A 12,806-nucleotide genomic window follows, 5' to 3' on the forward strand; every position below is an offset into this window, starting at 1 on the left:
ATCCTTCGATCTTCGTCCTCGGAGATCAACGTGCGCCGCAAGCCTACGAGATGAGTGACTTAGCCTCGCTCACGGCAAGCGCCACGCCGGCCTTCCTTCCCGAAGCAACGGGTCGGACCGCCATCACCGCTCGACCTTGGCTCAGCCTTTGAGCGCTCGATAGGCCGACAGTCAGATAGTCACGGCATCCTTGATGCTGCCCAGGATTGATAAGGGAGAACGTATTTTGCAGGTACTTGTCAGAGACAACAACGTTGACCAGGCTTTGCGCGTCCTGAAGAAGAAGATGCAGCGCGAAGGTCTGTTCCGCGAGTTCAAGGCGCGCACCAGCTACGAAAAGCCTTCGGAAAAGCGCGCCCGCGAGAAGGCGGAAGCCGTACGCCGCCAGCGCAAGCTGCAGCGCAAGAAGCTTCAGCGCGAAGGCCTGCTGCCGGCACCCAAGCGCGCTGTAAAGTCGCGCTGATTGCGCTTCGGTCCCGCATTGCGGTGACTGCGAAATGACAAGAACGGTGGCGCCGTCGGCGCCACCGGGACCGGCAACTGAGCGGGTCCAGGGGCGAAGCGAAACCGCCTGAACAAACCCTGCGCACCGTCGGCATAATTCCTTTAGGCCCGACGCAATTTGCAGGTAAAATTACCCGGAGAATCAAAAGGCTACAGCGCTGCGCGACCGCGTAGCGTTTATGAAGCGAAGACAGCACTCCTGCGGCGTGTCTGCCCGTTCACGGCGTCACGCCCATCCCGCGGAGACAAGCCATGACTTCTACCGGCAGCAATCTCTTCAAACCCGGCAAGGCTTCGGCCGCCGACAAGGCCAGCGCCAGCGACCATTCGGCGAAAACCATCATCGCCGCCGAGAAGATCGCGCGCGACAAGAAGACGGAGAAGCTGAAAGCGCTCCGCCTCGAACGCGCCGCCGCCGAACCGCAGGCAGCACCTCCCGCCCCCAAAAGAGCCGGCAAATCGCAGCGGCCGTAATCCGCCGCCGCAGGCTCCGCCGCTTTCGCGCGATCGCCCGCCGGGCGAGAGAACGACCTTGTATTGGGCGCATTTGAAGCGCATCTTTGACCAATCGAGATAGGCCGACTTGGCTTTTCGCGGCGTCAGAGGTCCACGGCCCGCCAATTTCCCTTTATCGACGGCGAGGCTTGCGCGACCGACTGGAAAGCCGTGCGCGAGCGCAGGCTCACCGGCAGATCTGAACCACATCCTGCAACGCTCCTTAGGCTGACCCGGCAGGAAACAGTGGCTCAGGACGGCTTGAGACGGATGCGCTTCTGCCCAATGGAACGAGGGCGCGCTGCACGATCTGCAACGCCTCCATTCGGACGGTCGACCCCGACGCAAGCCGCTTGTACAACGACGCGTCGCAGGCAACACACGATTGGACGACCACATGTTCCAGGCCCTCGCACACAGAATTCGCCGATACGACTACACGCTTGCGGCAATCAAGGCATCGCTCGTCTTGTCCCTGCTGTTCGTCGCATTCGTAATCTTCAGCGGGCTTCTCTGGTAGCATTGCCAGATCGCACCTTTTGAACCCCGGACCGCCGGGCGCACACCACCGTTGCCGATGACATGGCCGAGCGACTTGCGGCAAGGCCGCGATCTCAGGCAAACTCCACCCTCAAGAATCTCCGAGACACCTTTTGCCGGCTCGGCGCGAGCCGGTATTGCGCTTTTACGGAACGTCCCATGGCACTGCATCTCGAAACTCCGCTGATTGAATCCCGCCCCTTGAGCCTCGCTTCGGAGCGCTCCATCTGGCTGAAGATGGATGCACTGCAGCCATCGGGCTCGTTCAAGATTCGCGGCGTCGGCGCTGCCTGCGAGCACCATGCGCGAAACGGCAAACGGCGCTTCGTCTCCTCCTCCGGCGGCAATGCCGGCATGGCGGTCGCCTATGCCGGGCGGCGCCTCTCGATCCCCGTTTCCGTCTTCGTTCCCGAAACGACGACAGAACGGGCAAAGGCGCTCATCCGCCAGGAAGGTGCCGAAGTGATCGTGCACGGCGGTGCATGGGACGAAGCAAACGCCCGCGCGCTGGCGTCCGTCGATGCCGAGACCGCCTTCATCCACCCCTTCGACGATCCGCTGCTGTGGGCCGGGCATGCGACGATGATCGACGAGGTCGTCAGATCCGGCCTTTCCTTCGATGCGGTCGCGCTCTCGGTCGGCGGCGGCGGACTGCTGTCGGGCGTTGCCGAAGGGCTGGAGCGCAATGGCCTGCGGGACATTCCCATCATCACCGCAGAGACCGAAGGCACCGCGTCCCTCGTCGCCTCCGTCAAGGCGGGCACGCTGGTGGAGCTTCCCTCTGTCACCGGCGTCGCCACCTCGCTCGGCGCCCGAAAGGTCTGCGAGCAAGCCTTCGAGATTAGCCAGACCCGACCGGTCGAATGCGTCGTGGTCAACGACCAGTCGGCGGTCGACGCCTGCATCCGCTTCCTCGACGATCACCGGGTACTGGTGGAACCCGCCTGCGGCGCCGCGCTCGCGATCGCCTATGGCCATGCCGGTCAGCTGCTGCGCTTTGAACGCGTGCTGATAATCGTCTGCGGCGGCGCGACGACGACCGTCGAACGGCTGCAGGCCTGGCAGGCCTGAGCGGCAAGCTGCCCCATTCGCATTGCTGGAAATCGGAACGGACGCCCCTGGCGAACATGCCCACGCGAACTTATCTGCAATTTGGAACCGCAGATTGTTCCGCTATCGGCTGGGAGCCAGGAATGAGCAAGATGTTCAGGTTTACCGCTCGGTGCCTATGGAGCGTCTCCGTCATCGCAGCCGCGACGACCATCGGCGCCATGATCGGGTGGCACAGCAGTGGCTGGGGTGGAGCCGTCGGCTTCGGCCTCGTCGGGTTCGGCACCGGCTCGGCGCTGGCCGCCTTCCCTTCGTTTTTCCTGGACATGTTCTTGAGCTTTGTTTTTGCCTAGCTCCCGCCTATGCCGCACCCCGCGCCGGCGACACGCATGTCGGCCTCACGAAAAAAGCCGGGGCACTGCCCCGGCTTGTCTCATTCGACCGTTCGATAAGGCTTAGTTCTTCGCCTTGTCGACCAGCTTGTTCTTGCCGATCCACGGCATCATGCCGCGAAGCTTGGCGCCGACTTCTTCGATCTGGTGGCTGTCGTTGACGCGGCGGATGCCCTTGAAGCGGGCCGCACCCGACTTGTATTCCTGCATCCATTCCGAGGTGAACTTGCCGGTCTGGATGTCCTTGAGGACGCGCTTCATCTCGGCCTTGGTTTCTTCGGTGATGATGCGCGGACCGGTGACGTATTCGCCCCACTCGGCCGTGTTCGAGATCGAGTAGTTCATGTTGGCGATACCGCCTTCATAGATCAGGTCGACGATCAGCTTCACTTCGTGCAGGCACTCGAAATAGGCCATTTCCGGGGCGTAGCCGCCTTCGACCAGCGTTTCGAAGCCAGCGCGGATGAGCTCGACGAGACCGCCGCACAGAACGACCTGTTCGCCGAAGAGGTCGGTTTCGCACTCTTCCTTGAAGTTGGTTTCGATGATGCCCGAACGGCCGCCGCCGACGCCGCAGGCGTAGGAGAGCGCGAGGTCGAGGGCGTTGCCCGAAGCGTCCTGGTGAACGGCAACGAGGCAGGGAACGCCGCCGCCCTTCTGGTATTCGCCGCGAACCGTGTGGCCCGGGCCCTTCGGCGCGATCATGACGACGTCGAGCGAAGCCTTCGGCTCGATCAGGCCGAAGTGAACGTTGAGGCCGTGGGCAAAGGCGATCGCAGCGCCGTCACGGATGTTGCCGGCGATTTCGGCCTTGTAGATTTCGGCCTGCAGTTCGTCCGGCGTTGCCATCATGATCAGGTCGGCCCACTTGGCAGCTTCAGCAACCGAAAGAACCTGGAGACCGTCGGCCTCGACCTTGGCAGCCGTTGCCGAGCCCGGCTTCAGCGCAATGCGGATTTCCTTGGCGCCGGAATCCTTCAGGTTCAGCGCATGGGCGCGGCCCTGGCTGCCGTAGCCGACGATGGCGACCTTCTTCGACTTGATCAGGTTGATGTCGGCATCACGATCGTAATAGACGCGCATTTTTGTGGTCCTTCCCGTTGCTTTTCAGTTGCTTGAGACGAGGCTTGCCCCGCCGTTACCCTTTCGTACCGTAAAGCGCGAGGAAGGCTGAAACTGCCTGCTCCGCCTTGCGGCCAAAACCTTTTTTCATCTCGCCGGCCTCTTCGCCGAGCAGCATCTTCAGATGCCAGTCGGAGACGATCAGGCCGTAAAGTGCGCCGTAAGCCTCGTCGGCATCGTCAAACGTCAACAGCCCCGCCTTGCGGCCGGCTTCCAGCAGCGCTGCCGCCCGGCGGCCAATCTGCCGACGCCCGCGCTCCTGCAGCATGTGGCCGAGCTTGGAGCCGTCGCGGCTCGCCTGACCGATCGCCAGGCGATTGAGCGCCAGCGACACGTCGCCGGCAAGAACCTCCAGCAGGTCCTTGGCGAAGGTGACGAGATGGCCGCGCAGGCTCCCGGCATCGAGCGTGCGGGCGGCAACATCCTGCGTGCGCACCTTGCTCGCCTGGAAGCCGATCATCGCCGAGATCAGGCCGTCGCGATCGCCGAACCACTTGTAGAGGCTTTCCTTGGAGCAATTGGCCGCCCGCGCGATGCCGGCCGTCGTCAACGCCTTTTCGCCGCCGTCGACCAGAAGACGCAATGCCTGCTCGAGAACGGCGCCCTGACGTTCCGTCAGCCCCTCCCCGGCATTCGCCTCCCGCATCGCCACAGCCATCTGCACGTCGCCTCGCTCCCGATCAGTACCGTACGGTACGGTTCGCATCCTTCTAGTGAAGCGTCTCCGGGGCGTCAAGACGATTCTCATAAGCAGGCAAAATTTCGGCGGTGACGGCGAAAGCCAGAGCCAATAGGCTGGCGGCGCAACCCGGAGAGAGGTCGACGGTGCCGCCCGTTCACAAGGCATACATCCTGATCGTCGTGAGTTTCTTCGTCGCGGCCTGCATCAACGTGGCCAGGCGCTCGCGGCGCGAGAGAGACGCGATCGCTGCGTGGTTCTGGGGGCTAGCCGGTCTTGGCGGGGCGCTTGCGCTTGCCCGCTTCTTTTACGTCGCCTGGGGCTGAGTATATGCGCCGCCCGCGCGAATGCCGTCAGTGTGAAAGCGACATACCGAAGAGGCCTGACCCGGGAAAACAGATCACTCGATCATGTGAAGGAGTTCAACGCATGCAGCAGCCAACCCCTGGTATTCTGATCGGAGGAAGCTCGCATGTCGGAAAGTCGACGCTCGCTGCGACCCTGGCACGATCGCTTGGCCGCGAGTTGATCTCGACGGACGCGCTCGGCCGCCATCCCGGCAGGCCATGGCCGTCGGTGCGCCCGCAGGTGACCGAGTACTATGCCAGCCTGACGGACGAGACGATCCATTGGTTCCTGAAGGTGCACCACGAAAACATGTGGCCGCGCATTCGCCAGATCATCGACAGCCATCGCCAAGTCGCAAGGCCGTTTGTGCTCGAAGGGGCCGCGCTGAGGCCGGAATATGTGGCTGAGCTCGACCCCGGCAGCGTCACCGCCCTGTTCCTATACGCGGATGACGACTTCCTGCGCCGGCGGATGATGGACGAAGCGCGCCGTGACGAAGCGTACGAGCAGAAAGCCGGGATCGTCGAGAAATTCATCGAGCGCTCGCTGCGCGAAAACAGCGAAATGCTCGAAGCCGCCAGAACAGCCGGCATCCGCTGTGTCGATGTCGCAGTGCCGGGCGCGCTCGACGCTTTGACGAAGGAGCTTTCGGCGGACTGATCGATCACGGCCGACGATCGCCTGTAGGCGGTCATGCGTGGTTTTGGTTCTGGTGGTCCAACGACGGCGCCCCTCATCCGCCTGCCGGCACTTTCTCCCCGCAAGCGGGGCGAAGGACGGACGCCGCGCCTGCTCTGGCCCCTAGGGGGTCTGCGTTTACCACATGCGCCGACAACTGCCCCAAGTAAGAACCGCAGTTGCTATCTGAATCCCTCTCCCCGCCTGCGGGGAGAGGGGCAAAGCCGTGCGACGCCCGCACGCGCCACCTATTTCCACCCGCGCATCGTCCCCTGAACAAAACTGCCACCGCCGCCACACTCGGCACCAGCCTCCTCTCGAGATGCCGGGCCTTCGGCTTGCGGGCCATCAGACGCGGTCGGACGGCGATGGGACTTGGATTTGATGCGGGCGCTGCAGTTTGACCTCATGCAGATTCCAGAGAATCAGAAACAAAGTCGCCATTGCGAAAAATGCCAGCGCTGTCAGGTGTATTTTGCCGATGCGACGCGCGAAATAGGAACTGGCCCTCGCCTCGATGGCTCGACTTGCGGCTCCAGCTTGCCGGGCATTTTCATTCAAAAACCGGGTTATTCGTCCACCGGGACGATCCTGCGCGCGGGCCAGATCATCGTCACTTGGCCCGGCACCAAGTCCAGTACGAACGGCGCTAAAGAGCGGGATCGCAAACAGTACCCAGAACACCAGAAAAGATAGTGCAGCAAGTTGGCCGCTGGGGCTATTGGTATCCATTGCCGTGTCCAGGTAGCGCAGCAATCATCGCCTGTACCGTCCAGCCGCTTCCTTCGCCACGTGCCGAATACATTCTCCCATTTGGCGTAGAATTTTCAAGCCTAGCCCGGAAGAGTTGCAGAGCGTGGCAGAAGCGGGCGCCTACCGCCACGCCCGCATCGTCTCTTCGATGAAGGCCGCAACCGCTGCCACGCTCGGCACGCGCGCCCGCTCGGGATGCATCATCAGGTAGACCGGACGCTCGGCGGTCGCCCCCGGCTCGTTCACCGCCTCGAAACGCGGATCGCGCATCGCCGAGACTTCCGGCAGCATCAGTTCGGCGCCAAGCGAAAGGGCTGCCTCGATCAGGATCTCCAGCTTGTCGGCGGTCAGCGCCACGCGCGCCCCGGGGCGCAGCCGGTCCAGCGCCTGCATCTCCGGCACATGCGCCAGCGCCGGGCCGTAGCGCACGACCGGGCATGGGCCGTCTCCCTGCCCCTTCGGCCGGAACAGCCGGAAACGGAGCGTGCCGAGGCTCTTCACCCGCACGGTGTCTTCGCCGGTGCGCGCCATGCGGATGGCGATGTCGGCCTCGCGCCGCTCGATGCTCAGCATCTGGTTGTCGGCGATGAGATCGAGCGTCAGGCCTGGATGGCGCTGCTCGAGCCGGGACAGCGACGGCGCCAGTATGGCGCTGAGCACGAAACCGATGCTGGTCACCCGCACCTGGCCCTTCAGCTCCGCCGTTCGCCGCAGGAGCGTCGCAAGCGATAGCGAGGCCTCCTCGGAGATCGTCCGCAGTCGCTCGACGACCGGGGCCAGCACCGGCGTCGGCGTCAGCCGGCCATCGATGCGGTCGAAGAGCGCCGCCCCTACCCGCCGTTCCAGCGCCGAAAGCCTCCGCGACACCGTCGTCTGGTCGACGCCGAGCGAGCGCGCCGCCTGGCTCAGCGTCGCGCCGCGCACCAGATGATCCAGCAGTTCGAGATCTGCCCACCGCCCTGCATTCATGCAGATTTCCCTCCGATAAATTCGGATCACTCTGCGTCAATGCAGCCGCTAAGATCAAGCCCATCAACAACCGCGCTTCGAAAAAGCAAGGAGCCTGACGATGACCGCCGCCACCCTTTCGCCCGCTGCCCCCGCGACCCTCTTCACGCTCGCCGGCGTCACGCTCACCCCGCCGCCGCTTGATCAGGCGACGCTGATCCTGATCGACTACCAGAACGAATATCTCGTCGGCCCCTTGCGGCTTTCCGAACCGGAAGCGGCGATCGAAAAGGCGCGCGAACTGCTGGTTGCGGCTCGGGCCGCCGGCGCGAAGATCATCCATGTCGCCCATCGCGGTGCTGCCGGCGGCGTGTTCGACCGGGCCCAACATCGCGGCGCGATCGTCGATGCTCTGGCCCCGCTGCCAGGCGAAGCCGTCGTCGAGAAGCCGCGGCCCAACGCCTTCTCGGGCACAGACCTTGCAGAGATCGTCGGCCCGGCCGGAACGCCGGTCATCATCGCCGGCTTCATGACCCACAATTGCGTCTCCTCGACCGCACGCGCCGCCAAGGATCTCGGCTACGGCATCACCATTGCGGCCGATGCCTGCACCACCCGCGACCTGCCATCAGCGGCAGGCACGATTTCCGCCCGTGCCCTGCATGAGGCCGAGCTTGCGGGCCTTGCCGACCACCACGGCGCCGTCGTCGACGTCGCCGCCCTGGTTGGCCCGCGCGGTTGAGCGACCGGTCATTTGCATGAGAAATCTTCGGGCGCCCGCCGATCGCGGGCGCCCTTTGCCGCAGCCGGAACCAGGAAGATTACGAAAATATAATGATCTCAATGCTTTTCGCCGCGTCCATTCGCTTCTATTTTTGACCTATCCATTTTTGGCATCGACGATGCCGGTTAGGCGCAAGCGATGAACAAGACAGCCAAGACGGCGCGAGCCGACACCACGCCCCGCGACGACGCGGCCCCCAACGTCACCTTCATTCCCGGTGCGGTCAAGAAGGTGAAACGCAAGCGGCGCTCGCGGTCCTGGCTGTGGATCCCGGTCGTGCTCGCGGTCATCGGTGCCGGCTATTACGGCTGGACGCGCTATGGCGACGAGCCGGCAACGGCGGCGATGGTCACCGACGTGGTGATGCGCGGCGACATCGAAAACAGCGTCACCGCCGTCGGCACGCTCGATGCGGTCAAATCCGTCGATGCCGGCGCGCAGGTCTCCGGCCAGTTGAAGGCGCTGCATGTCGAGATCGGCGACAAGGTCACGCAGAATGCGCTGGTCGCCGAGATCGACCCGGCAACGATCGAAAACCGCATCGAGATCGACCAGGCGGAGCTTGCCAACCTCCAGGCGCAACTCATCTCCAAGAAGGCGCAACTCGTCCTCAAGCAGGCCAATATCGACCGCCAGCGCAATCTCGTCGAAACCAGGAGCGTGGCGCAGTCGACACTCGACCAGGCGATTGCCGACCTCGCTGCGGCCGAGGCCGACGTCAACGCCATCGAGGCGCAGATCCGCAAGCAGCAGGCGACGCTCGCGGGCGACAAGGTCGATCTCGGCTACACCAAGATCTATGCGCCGATGACCGGCACCATCGTCGCCAATCCGGCCAAGGAAGGCCAGACGCTGAACGCCAACCAGACGACGCCGACCATCGTCACCATCGCCGACCTATCGACCATGACGGTCAAGGCGCAGGTGTCGGAGGCCGACGTCACCCGGCTGAAGGTCGGCATGGATGCCTATTTCACCCTGCTCGGCCAGCCCGGCAAACGCTTCGTCGGCAAGCTGCGGCAGATCCAGCCGATGCCCGACACCGCCAACAATGTCGTGCTCTATTACGCGCTTTTCGATGTTCCCAATCCCGATGGCGAACTGATGATGTCGATGAGCGCGCAGGTGTTCTTCGTGCAGGCTGCCGCCAAGGATGTGCTGATCGTGCCGAGTGCTGCGCTCAGCCACCCGGCCAAGGGCACCGACGAAGCGGCAGGCCAGGGCAGCGGCCGGCGTGATGGCCAGAGGGGCAACCAGACGGATGGCGCCCGCGGCGAGCCGCGCAAGGCTGAGGTGACCGTCGTCACCGCCTCCGGCGCGCTCGAAACCCGCGAAGTCGAAGTGGGCATCCGCAACCGCGTCAGCGCCGAAATCAGGAGCGGCCTGGAGGAAGGCGAGAAGATCGTCGTCACCACCGGTTCCGGCAGCGGCAGCAACGCCCGTGACAGCCGCAGCCAGCGCGGCATGCGCATGCCGCCGATGTTCTGAGGCAGCTCCCGAGAATGGCCATGTCCCCGCTCATTTCGCTCAAGCACGTCAGCAAGACCTATTTCAACGGCGACCTCGCCGTCGAGGTTCTGCACGGCCTGTCGCTCGATATCGAGGCGGGCGAGTTCGTGGCGATCGTCGGCCAGTCCGGCTCCGGCAAGTCGACGCTCATGAACATTCTCGGCTGCCTCGACCAGCCGACCGGCGGCGACTACCTGATCGACGGCGAGAGCGTCGCGGACCTTGACACCGACGAACTGGCGGCGCTGCGCCGTCGCACCTTCGGCTTCGTCTTCCAGAGCTACAATCTCATCCCGACGGCCAGCGCGAAGGAGAATGTCGAAGTACCGGCCGTCTATGCCGGTATGTCGGCGCGCGACCGGCACGACCGCGCCGAGGCGCTCCTGGAGGCACTGAAGCTCGGCGAGCGGCTCGACCACAGGCCGAGCCAGCTTTCAGGCGGCCAGCAGCAGCGTGTTTCGATCGCCCGCGCGCTGATGAACGGCGGCCGCGTGATCCTTGCCGACGAGCCGACCGGCGCGCTCGACAGCCAGAGCGGCTCCGACGTGATGGCGCTGCTGCGTGACATGAACGACCAGGGCCACACGGTCATCGTCATCACCCACTCGCGCGAGGTCGCCGAACAGGCCGACCGGCTGATCGAGATCCATGACGGCCGCATCGTCGCCGATCGCGCCAAGAAAGCGCGTGTGAATGCCGAGGGTGCGGCCGCCCTCGCCCGTCATGTCAGCGAAGGCTCGGCCGCGATCGCCGATGTCACCGAGGCGGTCAAAATGGCGTTTCGCGCGCTGAAGGCCAATCTCTTCCGCACCATCCTCACGCTGCTCGGCATCGTCATCGGCGTCGGCTCGGTGGTCGCGATGCTGGCGATCGGCACCGGCGCGCAGGATTCGGTTCTGAGCCGCATCTCGTCGATGGGCTCGGACCTGCTGGTGGTACGCCCCAGCATGGCGAATTTCCGCGGCAGTGCGGGCGGCAGCAACGTGACACTGGTGCCAGCCGATGCCGATGCGATCCTCGAAGTGCCGAACGTCGCCTTCGCCGTGCCGGAGATGACGAGTTCCGTCACCCTTCGCCGCGGCAATGTCGACTATCAGACCACCGCCAACGGCACCGTGCCGCAGTTTACGACGGCAAAATCCTGGAAGATGGCCAGGGGCGAGTTCATCAACCAGAACGACATGGACACCTATGCGCCGGTCGCCGTTCTGGGTCAGACAGTCGTGAAAACGCTTTTCCCTGATGGCGACAACCCGATCGGGCAATATGTGCTGGTCAACAAGATCCCCTTCCAGGTGATCGGCGTGATGGCCGAAATGGGCGCCACCTCCTTCGGCAACGACCAGGACGACGTTGTGCTGGTGCCGTTGACCACCGGCAGCATCCGCCTCTTCGGCCAGCGCAACATCCGCACCATCACCGTTCAGGTGAAGGACGGGTCGGCGATCGACATCACCCAGCAGACGATCCAGGCGCTGCTCGACCAGCGCCATAAGCGCCAGGACACGCAGATCACCAACATGTCCTCCGTGCGTGAGGCCTTCACCGAGACCTCGAACACACTGAAACTGTTCCTCGCCTCGGTCGCCGCGATCTCGCTTTTGGTTGGCGGCATCGGGGTCATGAACATCATGCTCGTCTCGGTCAGCGAGCGCACCCGCGAGATCGGCGTGCGCATGGCGACCGGCGCCCGCCAGCGCGATATCCTGCTGCAGTTCATCATCGAGGCGCTGGTCGTCTCGGCGATCGGCGGCACGCTCGGCGTGGCGCTCGGGCTCGGCACCGGCGCGCTTGCAGGACAGTTCGGCATGCCCGTGTCCTTCACCCTCGGCCCGGTGGCGCTCGCCTTTGCCTGCGCCTTCCTGACCGGCCTTGTCTTCGGTTTCCTCCCCGCCCGCAACGCCTCGCGCCTGCAGCCGGCGGTGGCGCTGAGCGCGGACTAGGCAAGAGCGATGTTCTTGCCCGTCAGACGGTAGACAAGTATCGCGACACGACCCAAGATAGCAGGCACTGCTCGCTTGGGGGATGATTCGCGATGTGGAAGGCGTTTGCCGTTTTTTACTGCCTGTTGGCGACGTTCGGCGTTCTGCTTGGCGGCTACATCATGGCGGGCCGGTCAGTGCCGATGTCGACTATCGGCCTTGGCCTGGCTTCCGTGGCCTTCGTGATGGTGTTGTTGACCGCCGTCGGGCTCGTCGCCTACGCCTTCAACCTGAATGCCCCACCCTATGGGCTCTGGCGGCCGCTGAGCTGGCTCATCGGCGTCTATCAGTTGCTGGTGTCGGTGCTCAGCGTCGTGCGGTTCGCACAGATGTTCGCCACCATCCCGGCCGGGAGCGACGTTGGCGTCACGAACCTCATCTGGCTGGTCCTCGGCCTGGCTCTCAACTATTTCAGCTGGCTCGGCGTCTGGCGCTATGGACAGCGCATGGCGCAGCAACCGGCGCAAGCGCGGTAGAGGCAGGCGTTGCAGCATCTACTTCACGCTGGTGCGGATGCTGCGGCAAGACCTCGTTCCTGCTGAGGACGGACGAAGCATGCTGGTTCGGAGATACTGATCGCGATGTGGAAGGCGTTTGCCGTTCTCTACGGGCTGATTTTCATGTTCATGCTGTCATTGGCTTTCGTCACGCCGCCCCCTGAAATCGCGGTACAGCTGTCGTCCGCCGACCGAGCCCTGTTCCATGCGGGCCTGGCCGTGGAATTTGCGGCCATGATAGGCGTCTTTGCCTACGCCTTCGACCTGAGGGTCCCGCCCTCGTCATTTTGGCAGCCATTCAGCTGGGTTCTCGCCTGCTGGTGTCTCTACACGTCGCTGGCTAATGCCTGGGATCTCGTCACGCTCATCACCAGCCCCCAGCCCGGAGACGAAGGCCTGCTGTCGGCCTCCCTCGGTTTGTTGTTCCTGCTCCTTCTCAACTATTTCGGCTGGCTCGGCGTCTGGCGCTATGGCCGCCGCATGGAGCAGCAGCCGGCCGGCATGGGCTGACAGCGGAACGTCAGC

Annotated in this window: 16 protein-coding genes; 12 read left to right on the top strand and 4 right to left on the bottom strand. The window is 64.1% G+C overall.

All coding sequences use genetic code 11. From position 1 onward, the window contains the following. The first annotated feature begins 226 nt into the window (after positions 1–226). From rpsU to LAC81_RS11095, 5 genes are all read left to right on the top strand, one after another. Positions 227–463 (top strand): 30S ribosomal protein S21, encoded by a 237-nt coding sequence (gene rpsU / locus LAC81_RS11080; RefSeq protein ID WP_223724822.1) that lies wholly within the window; start codon positions 227–229, stop codon positions 461–463. Between the two features lie 293 nt (positions 464–756). Then, a complete protein-coding gene (locus LAC81_RS11085; RefSeq protein WP_113536012.1) occupies positions 757–978 on the top strand; it encodes a hypothetical protein in 222 nt (73 codons plus the stop codon). A gap of 418 nt (positions 979–1,396) precedes the next feature. Beyond that, entirely contained in the window at positions 1,397–1,519 is a 123-nt protein-coding gene (locus LAC81_RS38335) for a hypothetical protein (RefSeq protein ID WP_268906700.1), read from the top strand. 179 nt (positions 1,520–1,698) lie between these two features. Beyond that, positions 1,699–2,610 carry a pyridoxal-phosphate dependent enzyme gene (locus LAC81_RS11090; RefSeq protein ID WP_223724823.1) on the top strand — a complete coding sequence of 304 codons (912 nt, stop codon included), beginning with the start codon at positions 1,699–1,701 and terminating at the stop codon, positions 2,608–2,610. 122 nt (positions 2,611–2,732) lie between these two features. Continuing rightward, positions 2,733–2,942, top strand: coding sequence for a hypothetical protein (locus tag LAC81_RS11095; RefSeq protein WP_223724824.1), 210 nt, complete (start codon positions 2,733–2,735; stop codon positions 2,940–2,942). Between the two features lie 102 nt (positions 2,943–3,044). Here the strand turns inward: LAC81_RS11095 and ilvC are convergent, their stop codons facing one another. Both ilvC and LAC81_RS11105 read right to left on the bottom strand, forming a co-directional pair. Continuing rightward, complete coding sequence (ilvC, locus tag LAC81_RS11100) at positions 3,045–4,064, bottom strand: ketol-acid reductoisomerase (RefSeq protein WP_034792899.1); 1,020 nt, start codon at positions 4,062–4,064, stop codon at positions 3,045–3,047. Between the two features lie 55 nt (positions 4,065–4,119). Then, positions 4,120–4,767: a TetR/AcrR family transcriptional regulator C-terminal domain-containing protein gene (locus LAC81_RS11105; RefSeq protein WP_223724825.1), complete on the bottom strand. Its 648-nt coding sequence runs from the start codon at positions 4,765–4,767 to the stop codon at positions 4,120–4,122. A 161-nt stretch (positions 4,768–4,928) separates the two neighbouring features. Here LAC81_RS11105 and LAC81_RS11110 point away from each other — a divergent pair, with 161 nt between their 5' ends. Together LAC81_RS11110 and LAC81_RS11115 are read left to right on the top strand one after the other, a co-directional pair. Continuing rightward, positions 4,929–5,108, top strand: coding sequence for a hypothetical protein (locus tag LAC81_RS11110; RefSeq protein ID WP_223724826.1), 180 nt, complete (start codon positions 4,929–4,931; stop codon positions 5,106–5,108). A gap of 103 nt (positions 5,109–5,211) precedes the next feature. Beyond that, complete coding sequence (locus LAC81_RS11115; protein WP_223724827.1) at positions 5,212–5,790, top strand: hypothetical protein; 579 nt, start codon at positions 5,212–5,214, stop codon at positions 5,788–5,790. A 366-nt stretch (positions 5,791–6,156) separates the two neighbouring features. On the opposite strand, the gene LAC81_RS11120 is transcribed toward LAC81_RS11115, so the two are convergent. Then, positions 6,157–6,540 carry a hypothetical protein gene (locus LAC81_RS11120; RefSeq protein ID WP_223724828.1) on the bottom strand — a complete coding sequence of 128 codons (384 nt, stop codon included), beginning with the start codon at positions 6,538–6,540 and terminating at the stop codon, positions 6,157–6,159. A 141-nt stretch (positions 6,541–6,681) separates the two neighbouring features. Beyond that, entirely contained in the window at positions 6,682–7,530 is an 849-nt protein-coding gene (locus LAC81_RS11125) for a LysR family transcriptional regulator (RefSeq protein ID WP_223724829.1), read from the bottom strand. A 100-nt stretch (positions 7,531–7,630) separates the two neighbouring features. Here LAC81_RS11125 and LAC81_RS11130 point away from each other — a divergent pair, with 100 nt between their 5' ends. From LAC81_RS11130 to LAC81_RS11150, 5 genes are all read left to right on the top strand, one after another. Further along, positions 7,631–8,251, top strand: a complete 621-nt coding sequence (locus tag LAC81_RS11130) for a cysteine hydrolase family protein (RefSeq protein ID WP_223724830.1) — start codon at positions 7,631–7,633, stop codon at positions 8,249–8,251. Between the two features lie 180 nt (positions 8,252–8,431). Further along, the gene (locus LAC81_RS11135) at positions 8,432–9,781 is read left to right on the top strand and encodes an efflux RND transporter periplasmic adaptor subunit (protein ID WP_223724831.1); all 1,350 of its coding nucleotides are present in this window, start codon (positions 8,432–8,434) and stop codon (positions 9,779–9,781) included. Between the two features lie 20 nt (positions 9,782–9,801). Beyond that, positions 9,802–11,745 carry a MacB family efflux pump subunit gene (locus LAC81_RS11140; RefSeq protein WP_223724832.1) on the top strand — a complete coding sequence of 648 codons (1,944 nt, stop codon included), beginning with the start codon at positions 9,802–9,804 and terminating at the stop codon, positions 11,743–11,745. A gap of 92 nt (positions 11,746–11,837) precedes the next feature. Beyond that, positions 11,838–12,260 carry a hypothetical protein gene (locus LAC81_RS11145; RefSeq protein ID WP_223724833.1) on the top strand — a complete coding sequence of 141 codons (423 nt, stop codon included), beginning with the start codon at positions 11,838–11,840 and terminating at the stop codon, positions 12,258–12,260. A gap of 105 nt (positions 12,261–12,365) precedes the next feature. Beyond that, entirely contained in the window at positions 12,366–12,791 is a 426-nt protein-coding gene (locus LAC81_RS11150; protein WP_223724834.1) for a hypothetical protein, read from the top strand. Positions 12,792–12,806: the final 15 nt, after the last annotated feature.

This window comes from Ensifer adhaerens (genome assembly GCF_020035535.1).
Lineage (GTDB): Bacteria > Pseudomonadota > Alphaproteobacteria > Rhizobiales > Rhizobiaceae > Ensifer.

Bases quoted from the DNA above. Each gene is read 5' to 3' on its own strand.
- LAC81_RS11130 (WP_223724830.1), top strand. From the start codon at position 7,631: ATGACCGCCGCCACCCTTTCGCCCGCTGCCCCCGCGACCCTCTTCACG.
- LAC81_RS11120 (WP_223724828.1), bottom strand. From the start codon at position 6,540: ATGGATACCAATAGCCCCAGCGGCCAACTTGCTGCACTATCTTTTCTG.
- LAC81_RS11085 (WP_113536012.1), top strand. From the start codon at position 757: ATGACTTCTACCGGCAGCAATCTCTTCAAACCCGGCAAGGCTTCGGCC.
- ilvC (WP_034792899.1), bottom strand. From the start codon at position 4,064: ATGCGCGTCTATTACGATCGTGATGCCGACATCAACCTGATCAAGTCG.
- LAC81_RS11145 (WP_223724833.1), top strand. From the start codon at position 11,838: ATGTGGAAGGCGTTTGCCGTTTTTTACTGCCTGTTGGCGACGTTCGGC.
- LAC81_RS11150 (WP_223724834.1), top strand. From the start codon at position 12,366: ATGTGGAAGGCGTTTGCCGTTCTCTACGGGCTGATTTTCATGTTCATG.
- LAC81_RS11135 (WP_223724831.1), top strand. From the start codon at position 8,432: ATGAACAAGACAGCCAAGACGGCGCGAGCCGACACCACGCCCCGCGAC.
- LAC81_RS11090 (WP_223724823.1), top strand. From the start codon at position 1,699: ATGGCACTGCATCTCGAAACTCCGCTGATTGAATCCCGCCCCTTGAGC.
- LAC81_RS38335 (WP_268906700.1), top strand. From the start codon at position 1,397: ATGTTCCAGGCCCTCGCACACAGAATTCGCCGATACGACTACACGCTT.
- LAC81_RS11095 (WP_223724824.1), top strand. From the start codon at position 2,733: ATGAGCAAGATGTTCAGGTTTACCGCTCGGTGCCTATGGAGCGTCTCC.
- LAC81_RS11140 (WP_223724832.1), top strand. From the start codon at position 9,802: ATGTCCCCGCTCATTTCGCTCAAGCACGTCAGCAAGACCTATTTCAAC.
- LAC81_RS11115 (WP_223724827.1), top strand. From the start codon at position 5,212: ATGCAGCAGCCAACCCCTGGTATTCTGATCGGAGGAAGCTCGCATGTC.
- LAC81_RS11125 (WP_223724829.1), bottom strand. From the start codon at position 7,530: ATGAATGCAGGGCGGTGGGCAGATCTCGAACTGCTGGATCATCTGGTG.